This window comes from uncultured Aquincola sp., assembly GCF_964001545.1.
GTDB lineage: Bacteria > Pseudomonadota > Gammaproteobacteria > Burkholderiales > Burkholderiaceae_C > Aquincola.
Map to the genome: position 1 here is coordinate 1 of NZ_CAXFDV010000164.1, position 9,760 is coordinate 9,760.

General features: G+C 69.5%; 10 protein-coding genes. 4 read left to right on the top strand and 6 right to left on the bottom strand.

Annotated elements, in window-relative coordinates; all coding sequences use genetic code 11:
• Window positions 1–158: 158 nt before the first annotated feature.
• From ABNT58_RS05425 to ABNT58_RS05435, 3 genes are all read right to left on the bottom strand, one after another.
• Window positions 159–1,532, bottom strand: coding sequence for a class II fumarate hydratase (locus tag ABNT58_RS05425; RefSeq protein ID WP_348752485.1), 1,374 nt, complete (start codon window positions 1,530–1,532; stop codon window positions 159–161).
• Window positions 1,533–1,599: 67 nt separating this feature from the next.
• A complete protein-coding gene (locus tag ABNT58_RS05430; RefSeq protein WP_348752486.1) occupies window positions 1,600–2,721 on the bottom strand; it encodes a VanZ family protein in 1,122 nt (373 codons plus the stop codon).
• Window positions 2,722–2,723: 2 nt separating this feature from the next.
• Window positions 2,724–3,152 (bottom strand): CopD family protein, encoded by a 429-nt coding sequence (locus tag ABNT58_RS05435; RefSeq protein ID WP_348752487.1) that lies wholly within the window; start codon window positions 3,150–3,152, stop codon window positions 2,724–2,726.
• A gap of 224 nt (window positions 3,153–3,376) precedes the next feature.
• On the opposite strand from ABNT58_RS05435, the gene hemB reads away from it, so the two are divergent.
• Window positions 3,377–4,396: a porphobilinogen synthase gene (gene hemB / locus ABNT58_RS05440; RefSeq protein WP_348752488.1), complete on the top strand. Its 1,020-nt coding sequence runs from the start codon at window positions 3,377–3,379 to the stop codon at window positions 4,394–4,396.
• A gap of 27 nt (window positions 4,397–4,423) precedes the next feature.
• On the opposite strand, the gene ybeY is transcribed toward hemB, so the two are convergent.
• Both ybeY and ABNT58_RS05450 read right to left on the bottom strand, forming a co-directional pair.
• Window positions 4,424–4,867: an rRNA maturation RNase YbeY gene (gene ybeY, locus ABNT58_RS05445; RefSeq protein ID WP_348752489.1), complete on the bottom strand. Its 444-nt coding sequence runs from the start codon at window positions 4,865–4,867 to the stop codon at window positions 4,424–4,426.
• A 2-nt stretch (window positions 4,868–4,869) separates the two neighbouring features.
• Window positions 4,870–5,859, bottom strand: a complete 990-nt coding sequence (locus ABNT58_RS05450) for a PhoH family protein (RefSeq protein WP_348752490.1) — start codon at window positions 5,857–5,859, stop codon at window positions 4,870–4,872.
• Between the two features lie 169 nt (window positions 5,860–6,028).
• Between ABNT58_RS05450 and ABNT58_RS05455 the strand changes: the two genes are divergently transcribed.
• The 3 genes from ABNT58_RS05455 to ruvA are packed head-to-tail and all read left to right on the top strand — an operon-like array spanning window position 6,029 to window position 9,169.
• Entirely contained in the window at window positions 6,029–7,879 is a 1,851-nt protein-coding gene (locus ABNT58_RS05455) for an ATP-binding protein (protein ID WP_348752491.1), read from the top strand.
• A gap of 42 nt (window positions 7,880–7,921) precedes the next feature.
• On the top strand, window positions 7,922–8,572 hold the full coding sequence (gene embR / locus ABNT58_RS05460) for a response regulator transcription factor EmbR (RefSeq protein WP_348752492.1): 651 nt from the start codon (window positions 7,922–7,924) through the stop codon (window positions 8,570–8,572).
• Window positions 8,573–8,596: 24 nt separating this feature from the next.
• Window positions 8,597–9,169 carry a Holliday junction branch migration protein RuvA gene (gene ruvA / locus ABNT58_RS05465; protein WP_348752493.1) on the top strand — a complete coding sequence of 191 codons (573 nt, stop codon included), beginning with the start codon at window positions 8,597–8,599 and terminating at the stop codon, window positions 9,167–9,169.
• 44 nt (window positions 9,170–9,213) lie between these two features.
• Here the strand turns inward: ruvA and ABNT58_RS05470 are convergent, their stop codons facing one another.
• The gene (locus tag ABNT58_RS05470; protein WP_348752494.1) at window positions 9,214–9,741 is read right to left on the bottom strand and encodes a hypothetical protein; all 528 of its coding nucleotides are present in this window, start codon (window positions 9,739–9,741) and stop codon (window positions 9,214–9,216) included.
• Between the last annotated feature and the right edge of the window lie 19 nt (window positions 9,742–9,760).

Here is a 9,760-nt window from a genome sequence, read left to right on the forward strand (position 1 = left end):
ACGCCATGTGCCACCTGTTGATGTCGCTGAACCGCTGACCGGGCATGTCCCCTCCCCTGCATGCTGCGCAGGGCGGCGATTGTGCCCAAACGTAAACGCAGCCGGCTCCGGCTCCGGCTCCGGCTCCGGCGGCGGCGGCGCCGGCGCGGGTTGCGGGGTCAGCCGCCTTCGGTCAGTCGGGTCGGGTCGAGCAGCTCGGCCAGGCGTTCGCGCGGCAGGTCGGTGTGCTCCAGCGCCACGTCCAGGATGGGCCGACCCTCCTTATAGGCCTGCTTGGCGATCTGCGCAGCCTTGGCATAGCCGATCACCGGGTTCAGTGCCGTCACCAGGATGGGGTTGCGGTCCAGCGCCTCCTTCAGCCGCGGCTCATTCACGCGGAAGCTGGCGATGGCGCGGTCGGCCAGCAGCCGGCTGGCATTGGCCAGCAGGCCGATGCTGTCCAGCAGGTTGCGCGCCACCACCGGCAGCATCACGTTCAGCTCGAAGTTGCCCGACTGCCCGGCGATGGTGATGGTGGTGTCGTTGCCGATCACCTGCGCGGCCACCATCGCCACCGATTCCGGGATCACCGGGTTCACCTTGCCCGGCATGATGGAAGAGCCCGGCTGCAGCGCCTCCAGCTCGATCTCGCCCAGGCCGGCCAGCGGGCCGCTGTTCATCCAGCGCAGGTCGTTGGCGACCTTGGTCAGTGCCACCGCCAGCGTCTTGAGGGCGCCCGACATCGCCACCGCCGCATCCTGCGAGCCCATGGCCGCGAAGAAGCTGGGCGCGCGCGCAAAGCGCAGGCCGGTCAGCTCGGCCAGCTCGGCATGAAAGGCCGCCACGAACTGCGGATGCACGTTGACGCCGGTGCCCACCGCCGTGCCGCCCTGCGCCAGCTTGAGCAGCGACTGCTGCGCATGCGCCACCTGCTGCGCGCCGTGGCTGACCTGCTCGGCCCAGCCGTCCAGCACCTGGCTCATGCGCACCGGCATCGCGTCCATCAGGTGCGTGCGGCCGGTCTTGATGCTGTGGTGCACCGATTCGCCCTTGCGCCGCGTGACGGCCACCAGGTGCTCCAGCGCGGGCATCAGCTCGCGTTCGACCGCCAGCGCGGCGGCCACGTGCAGCGTGGTGGGGATGGTGTCGTTGCTGCTCTGGCCCGCGTTCACATGGTCGTTGGGGTTCACCGGCTGGCCCAGCGCGCGGCTGGCCAGCGTGGCCACCACCTCGTTGGCGTTCATGTTGGTGCTGGTGCCCGAGCCGGTCTGGAACACGTCGATCGGGAACTGGGCCATGAAGTCGCCTTCGGCCGCCTGGCCGCAGGCCTGCGCGATGGCCTGGGCCAGCTCGGGCGGCAGCTGGCCGATCTTGCCGTTGGCCCGCGCGGCGGCGGCCTTGACCATCAGCAAGGCCCGCACGAAGCCGGCGGGCATGCGCTGGCCGCTGACCGGAAAGTTCTGCACCGCGCGCTGGGTCTGTGCGCCATACAGCGCGTCGGCCGGCACGGCCACGTCGCCCATGCTGTCGGTCTCGGTCCGGGTGTCGGTCATGTAGCGTCCTCGTGTTGGATGGGCTGCCAAGTGTGGTGCCGGCGGCAAGGCCCGTACCGCGGGGTGGCTATGCCGGGTCGGCGTCGCGCGCGGCGATGCGCGACAGCAGCCAGGCCATGGCCACGTAGGGCCACAGCCAGCCGATCCAGCGCGCCAGGCCATGGAAGCGGATGAAGCGGCCCTGCTCCCAGGCCTGCAGGCTGGCCGCGAAATAAGGGTCCGACGGCGCCTGCGCCACCAGCGCCACCAGGCCGGTGAGCGCCATCAGGCCCAGCGCGGCGGCCAGCCGCCGGCCCGCCAGCGAACACAGCAGCGCCAGCGCCAGACCGCTGGCCAGCGCCGGCAGGCTCACCGGCGTGAGCCAGGCCAGCGCATGGTCGGGCCCGAAGTTCAGCGCGGTGGACAAGGTGGTGGCGCCGAAGGCCAGCGCCACCGCGCCGGCCACCAGCACCAGGCGGCGCCAGCCACGCGCCGTGACCGCGAACACCACCAGGCACGGCCCCAGCAGCCCCAGCGCGATGGCGGCACTTTCGTGCAGCGGCGTCAGCGGCAGGTCGGGCCCGGCCGAAGGCGCCAGCCATTCGTCGGCCAGCGTCTCCCAGGGGGTGTCGACCAGCGCCTGGATGGCGAACTGCCGCAACTCGTCGCCGAACTGGCCCACGCCCAGCGGCACCGGCTGCGGAAACAGCAGGCCCACCGGCCACAGCAGCAGCAGCGCAATGGCACCGGCGCTTTGCTGCACGAACCAGCGCTGGCGCAGGCGCTGCCAAGCCACGTCCAGCCCCAGCCGGTGCGCCAGCGCGGCCAAGGCCACGCCCACGGCCGCCCCGCCCGCATTGGCCACCCAGTCGCGCAGCGAAGGCACGCGCGTGGCCAGGAAGGTCTGCGTCACCTCCATGCCGTAGGACAGCGCGGCGGGCAGCAGCAGTGCCAGCAGCGCGGCCTGCCAGGCGCGCCTGCCGCTGCGCACCGCGCCGCCGAACAGCAGCACGCCCAGCGGCAGGTAGCCCAGGAAGTTGGCCACCTCGTCGAAGCGGTCGCGCCATCGCGGCCAGGGCAGCGCCATGAAATCGACCAGCGCATGGCCGGCCGGCCAGCGCCAGGGCCCGAACGGGTACAGGCTGGCGTAGACGATCAGCAGGGCGTACGCCCAGGCCAGCGGGATGGCCGAACTGCGCTGGCCCGCCATGCTCAGAACGGCTTGACGACGACCAGCAGCACGATGGCGATGAACAGGATCACCGCGGATTCGTTGAACACGCGGAACCAGCGCTCGGTGTGCTTGTTGGAGAACGACTCGAACTTGCCCAGCAGCAGGCCGCAGGCGTGGTGGTAGCCCAGCACCAGCAGCACCAGCGCCAGCTTGGCATGCAGCCAGCCGCCCTTGAGGCCGAAGCCCAGCCACAACCACAGCCCCAGCAGCAGCGCCGGCACCGCCAGCACCGTCATGAAGCGGTAGAGCCGCCGCGCCATCACCAGCAGGCGCTCACGCTCGGCATGGCTGTCGGCCGGCACCTGCGCCAGGTTGACGAAGATGCGCGGCAGGTAGAACAGGCCGGCGAACCAGCTGGCCACGAAAACGATGTGGAAGGCCTTGACCCAGAGGTATGCGGAACTCATCGGGCCATTATGAAAGCCATGAAAAGAAGAGCCCCGGACCGGCCGGGGCTGCAAAACCTTGCCGTGCTTGTCGACAAGGCACCTGCTCAGGGAGGAAAAGCAGGGGATGGACACCTTGCGGCTACCATCCGGGTGTGATTTTAGTCGCTGATTCAGCCTTTGTTACAGCCCGGGTACAAGGGCAAACCAGAAGCTGAGCCGGCCTTACCGCAGAAAGCAACGCCGTGAGCTCCTTCCACCTGCCTCCGCTGCCGCCCTACCCTGCCAGCCGCCCGCGCCGCCTGCGCCGCGACAGCTTCACGCGGAACATGGTGCGCGAGCACAACCTGGGCACCGCCGACCTCATCCTGCCGGTGTTCGTGCTCGACGGGCAGCACCAGGTGCAGGACGTGACCAGCATGCCGGGCGTGCAGCGCCTGTCGCTGGACAAGCTGCTGCCGGTGGCCGAAGAGTGCGTGAAGCTGGGCGTGCCGGTGATGGCGCTGTTCCCGGTGATCGACCCGCAGCTCAAGTCGCCCGACGGCCGCGAGGCCACCAACCCCGACGGCCTGGTGCCGCGCGTGGTGCGGGCGCTGAAGGACCGCTTCCCCGAGCTGGGCCTGCTGACCGACGTGGCACTCGACCCCTTCACCACCCACGGCCAGGACGGGCTGCTGGACGACAGCGGCTACATCCTGAACGACGAGACGGTGGCGGTGCTGCAGCAGCAGGCGCTGGTGCAGGCCCAGGCGGGCGTGGACATCGTGGCGCCCAGCGACATGATGGACGGGCGCATCGGCGCCATTCGCGGCGCACTGGAAGCCGAGCGGCTGATCCACACCCGCATCATGGCCTACAGCGCCAAGTACGCCAGCGCCTTCTACGGCCCCTTCCGCGACGCGGTGGGCAGCAAGGCCAACCTGGGCAAGAGCAACAAGCAGGTCTACCAGATGGACCCCGGCAACAGCGACGAGGCCCTGCGCGAAGTGGCGCTGGACATCGCCGAAGGCGCCGACATGGTGATGGTCAAGCCCGGCATGCCGTACCTGGACATCGTGCGCCGCGTGAAGGACCAGTTCCGCATCCCCACCTTCGCCTACCAGGTGAGCGGCGAATACGCGATGCTCAAGGCCGCCGCCAACAACGGCTGGCTGGACGGCCAGGCCGCAATGATGGAATCGCTGCTGGCCTTCAAGCGCGCCGGCGCCGACGGCGTGCTGACCTACTTCGCGCTGGAAGCAGCGCGGCTGATCAGGCAGCGCTGAGCAGCCCTGGGGCGCGCCGGCCCCCGGTCACCCCACCGGATACGGGTCGTGCAGCCCCAGGCCCCTGAGGATCTCGCGTTCGCGCGACTCCATCGCCTCGGCCTCGTCGTCTTCCTCGTGGTCGTGGCCTTGCGCATGCAGGGCGCCATGCACCAGCAGGTGGGCGTAGTGGTCGGCCACCGGCAGGCCCATTTCGGCGGCTTCGCGTTCCACCACCGGGGCGCACAGCACCAGGTCGGCCACCACCACCGGCTCATGCTGGTAGTCGAAGGTGAGCACGTTGGTGGCGTAGTCGCGCTGGCGGTACTCGCGGTTCAGCGCCTGGCCTTCTTCGGCATCGACGATGCGCACCGTGATCTCGGCCGGGCCCTCCAGCGCGGCGCGCAGCCAGCGCATCACGCGGTGGCGCGGCAGGTGCACGCGGTGGCGCGCATCGGGCTGCTGCAGCGACAGGTTCAGTTCCACCGCCATCGTCACACCCCGCTGCGCACGCCTTCGGCCTCGTAGGCTTCCACGATGCGGGCCACCAGCGGGTGGCGCACCACGTCGGCCGCGGTGAAGCGGGTGATGGCGATGCCCTTGACCCGGCGCAGCACCCGCTCGGCCTCGATCAGGCCGCTCAGCGTGCCCTTGGGCAGATCGATCTGGCTGACGTCGCCCGTCACCACCGCCTTGGCGCCGAAGCCGATGCGGGTGAGGAACATCTTCATCTGCTCGCTGGTGGTGTTCTGCGCCTCGTCCAGGATGACGAAGGCATGGTTGAGCGTGCGACCGCGCATGAAGGCCAGCGGCGCGATCTCGATCGTGCCCTTCTCGAAAGCCTTGGTCACGCGGTCGAAGCCCATGAGGTCGTACAGCGCGTCGTACAGCGGGCGCAGGTAGGGGTCCACCTTCTGCGTCAGGTCGCCGGGCAGAAAGCCCAGGCGCTCGCCCGCTTCCACCGCCGGTCGGGTGAGCACGATGCGCTGCACCTGGCTGCGCTCCAGCGCATCCACCGCGCAGGCCACGGCCAGGAAAGTCTTGCCGGTGCCGGCCGGGCCGATGCCGAAGGTGACGTCGTGGTCCAGGATGTTGCGCAGGTACACCTGCTGGTTGGGCGTGCGGCCCTGCAGGTCGGCGCGGCGGGTCTGCAGCACCACCTCGCCGGCACCGGGCGCGGGCTCTTCCTCGGCGGCGCGGGCGCCGCGCTTGCGGGCGGGCGCCGCGTCCTGCGCGGCCTGGGCCAGTGCCAGCTGGAAGAACTCGGGCGGAATGGGACGGCGTGCCCGGTCGTACAGGCTTTGCAGCAGCAGCACCGCGCGTTCAGCCGCGGCCTTGGCGCCTTCCACGCGGAACGACTCGTTGCGGCGGGCGATGCGCACGTCGAAGGCGGCCTCGATGGCACGCAGGTGCTCGTCGAGGTTGCCGCACAGATTGGCGAGCCGCTGGTTGTCGGGCGGAATGAAGGCGTGGCGGAGGATCAAGTGGATGGACCTGCGGTTTCGAGGAACTGTTCACATTGTCGCGTCCGGCGGCCGACCCTGGTTCGGGGGGTGGCTCCTGCACAATCCGCGCTCCATGCGCCACGTCCGCCTTTGTGTCATGAAGTCGTCGGCGGGCCTCCGGCTCGCCTGGGTCCTGCTGTTGGCGCTCGTGGCCAGCCTGTGGCTGGCGGCTGCCGCCCGGGCGGTGCCCGAAGCGCCCGCCGCCGGGGGCGGCCTGAAGCCGATCACCCTGACCCAGGCCTTGAGCGCCGAAGGCGACAGCCTGGTCTTTCCCATCGCCACCCCCAGCTGGCCGGTGAGCCTGCCCGACGACTGGGCCGAGACGCGCCCGCGCCACCTGGGCCCCATCTGGTACCGCGCCGCCTTCGACGCGTCGGGTCTGCAGGGCAGCGGCGCGCTGCTGGGCCTGTTCATCGAGCGGGTGTGCTCCAACGCCGAGGTGTACCTCAACGGCCAGCTGCTGCACGTGGCCGGCCGCATGCGCGAGCCCATCACCCACAACTGCCAGCATCCGCAGCTGGTGGCGCTGCCGTCCACGCTGCTGCGCGACCGCGACAACCTGATCGACATCAAGGTGGCCGGCCATCCGCTGGAGCGGGTGGCTTCGTGGCAAAGGGCGGGCGGGCTGTCGGCGCTGCAGGTGGGGCCGTACGACGAGATGGCGCGCCGCCATGCCACCGAGTACGCGATCGACGTCTCGCTGCCGCAGGCCGTCAGCGCCACGCTGGCGCTGCTGGGCGGCATGCTGATGGCGCTGGGCGTGATGAACAAGCGCGAGCGGCACCTGGCCTACTTCGGCGCGCTGTCGCTGGGCTGGGCGCTGGTGACGGCGCGGCTGTGGTGGCGCAACATGCCGCTGCCCAACTACGACGCCGAGCTGCTGGTGGTTTCGTGCATGCCGCTGGTCACGCTGGCGGCGGTGCAGTTCGTGCTGCGCTACTCGGGCACCCGGGTGGCCAGCGTCAGCGCGGCGCTGTATGCGCAGTGCGCGGTGGTGCCGGCCACGCTGCTGATCGGCGGCGCCAACCGGCTGCACACGCTGGCCACGCTCTGGTACGCGGTGCTGCTGCTGGAAGTGGCGGTGGCCGTGGGCTGGCTGCTGTGGAGCACCTGGCACACCAGACGCCAGCGCATGCTGGCCGCCGGCAGCGCGCTGCTGGGCGCTGCCGTGCTGGCGGGCCTGGAGATCGCGCAGCAGCGCGGCCCGCTGGCCACCGGCTGGCAGCTGCTGTCGCACATGGCCATCCCGATCGTGTTCGTGGCCACCGGGCTGCGGCTCACCTCGCAGCACGGCCGTGCGCTGCAGGTGTCGGAAGAAGGCCGCGAGACGCTGGCGCAGAAGGTCAAGGAAGCCACCGCCGAGATCGAACGCAACTTCACCCAGCTGGCCGAGCTGCGGGTGGAGCAGGTGACCGAGCGCGAGCGCAAGCGCATCGCCGCCGACCTGCACGACGACCTGGGCGCCAAGCTGCTGACCATCGTTCACACCAGCGACGACCAGCGCATCAGCACCCTGGCGCGCGAGGCGCTGGAAGAAATGCGGCTGTCGGTGCGCGGCCTCACCGGCAAGGCGGTGCGGCTGATCGATGCGCTGGGCGACTGGCGGGCCGAGGTGGTCTCTCGCCTGGGCCAGGCCGGCATGGAGGGCGAATGGACCTCGCCCACCGACGACGTGCCGCAGATGCTGTCGGCCCGCGCCTATGTGCAGACCACGCGCATCCTGCGCGAGGCGGTGAGCAACATCATCAAGCACAGCGGCGCCAGCCAGTGCAAGGTGAGGTGCACCATCGCCGAAGGCGACTTCCAGTTCGTCATCCAGGACAACGGCAAGGGCATTCCGCTGGAACTGGACGGCCGACTCGACCGCGGACACGGCATGTCGAGCATGAAACACCGCGCCAAACAACTGCAGGGCCAATGCCTGGTGGAATCCGGCCCGGGTTATGGCACTGTCATCCGTTTGACCTTGCCGCTGGAGCCGCACAGCTCAAGTTCCTAGGCCCAGGTTTCGATAACCGTTCTTTCCCCCCAAGGCCCCGCCATGAAGACGATCCTGCTGCTCGAAGACCTGCCGGAGATCCGCGCCTGGCTCAAGGCGTTGGTGATGCAGGTGTTTCCCACCGCGCAAATCTCCGAAAGCGCGCGTGTGCACGACGCGATCGCGCTGGTGCAGGCGGTGCAGTTCGACCTGGCGCTGATCGACCTGGGACTGCCCGACGGCTCGGGCCGCGACGTGGTGGAGAAGCTGCGCGAGCTGCAGCCCGATGCGCAGTCGGTGGTGGTCACCATCCACGACGACGACGAGCACCTGTTCCCGGCGCTGCAGGCCGGCGCCTATGGCTACATCCTGAAGGAGCAGCCGCGCGAGCTGATCACCGAGCAGCTGCAGCGCATCAGCCAGGGCGAGCCGCCGCTGTCGCCGTCGATCGCGCGCCGCGTGATCTCGCACTTCGCGCAGCAGGCCAAGCCGCAGGCCGACCTGATGCCGCATGTGTCGCTGACCGAGCGCGAGACCGAGGTGCTGCTGCGTGTGGCCAAGGGCTTCACGCTGCCCGAGATCGGCGTGCAGCTGAACCTGTCGCGCCACACCATCGCCGACTACGTCAAGCAGATCTACCGCAAGCTGAACGTCAGCTCGCGCGCGGAAGCTGCATTGGAAGCGCAACGGCTGGGCCTGTTCCGCAGATCATGACCTTCGGGCCGGGATAATCCGGCCATGATTGGACGACTCACCGGCGTCATCGCCGAAAAGACGCCACCGCAGGTGCTGGTGGATGTGCACGGCGTGGGCTATGAGGTGGACGTGCCGATGAGCACGTTCTTCAACCTGCCGGCCCTGGGCGGGCAGGTCAGCCTGCTGACCCACTTCGTGGTGCGCGAAGACGCGCAGATCCTGTTCGGCTTTCTCACCGCCGAAGAACGCGCCACCTTCCGCCAGCTGGTCAAGATCAGCGGCGTGGGGCCGCGCACCGCGCTGTCCATCCTGTCGGGCCTGTCGGTGGCCGAGCTGGCGCAGGCCGTGAGCCAGCAGCAGGCCGGCCGGCTGGTGAAGGTGCCCGGCATCGGCAAAAAGACGGCCGAGCGGCTGCTGCTGGAACTCAAGGGCAAGCTGGGCCCCGACCTGGCGCTGCCCAGCGAGGCCCCGGTCAGCGACGCCCAGGCCGACATCCAGCAGGCCCTGGTGGCCCTGGGCTACAACGAACGCGAAGCCGCGGCTGCGCTGAAGAAGCTGCCGGCGGATGTGGGCGTGAGCGAAGGCATCAAGCTGGCTCTGAAGGCGTTGTCCTGAAGGCGATGCCAGGGGGCCAGCTTCGAGCGCTGGCCCGTACAGCCTCAGACAGGCGGCCCCATCTGGAACAGCTTGCGCATCTCGGGCGTGACTTCATCCGAAGTCTGGCCGGCCCAATGGGTGAACGGCTCGAGCTTGAAGTGCTGGACCCGGCCCACCGGCAGCGGCAAACGCCGATCGTCCTTGACCAGGAATGCGCTGAAGCGCCGGAAGTCGTCGGGCACGTGCACTTCGACCTGCGCCATGTCCTGATCACCCGGCAACCAGTCGTTGTCCTCCAGGGTGCGGCCGGGGAACACTTCTTCGAACGCGGCACGCACCTCGCTCAGGTCGGCCTCGCTCACCGCGCGCTCGTGCAGTGAAAACGTGACCCACAAGTAGTGGCGCTGGCCCTGACGGTCGTGAAACCAGAAGAACGCCGTTTCAGGCACGCCCCGCAGACGGTTCACTTGCGCGTAGGTGCTCATTTCCCATTGCCCCACGCTCTCCGCCTCCGCATTGCCCTGGTGGCTTTGCAGCTCGGTCACGCGCGAGACATTGCCGCTGAGCACATGGCGCCAGGGGTACTTCACCCGGATGTGCCTGAAACGG